1 pseudogene is annotated in these 236 nt (G+C 72.0%); it reads left to right on the top strand.

The features are described from left to right. Positions 1–236: pseudogene (locus IG88_RS40020) on the top strand (glucose-6-phosphate isomerase); the annotation flags it as partial.

Here is a 236-nt window from a genome sequence, read left to right as displayed (position 1 = left end):
GCGGGACGCGGTGGTCGAGGTCGACGGCGAGAACGTCGTCCCCCACGTCCACGCGGTGCTCGACAGGATGGCCGATTTCGCCGACCGGGTCCGCGGCGGCGCGTGGACCGGGCACACCGGCAAGCGCATCCGCAACATCGTCAACGTCGGCATCGGCGGCTCGGACCTGGGCCCCGCGATGGCCTACGAGGCACTGCGCGCCTTCACCGACCGCTCGCTCACGGTCCGCTTCGTCT

This window comes from Streptomyces sp. NRRL F-5650 (assembly GCF_000721365.1).
Taxonomy (GTDB): domain Bacteria; phylum Actinomycetota; class Actinomycetes; order Streptomycetales; family Streptomycetaceae; genus Streptomyces; species Streptomyces ardesiacus.
The sequence above is the reverse complement of the archived record's forward strand: the minus strand, read 5'-3'. Positions and strand labels throughout refer to the sequence as shown.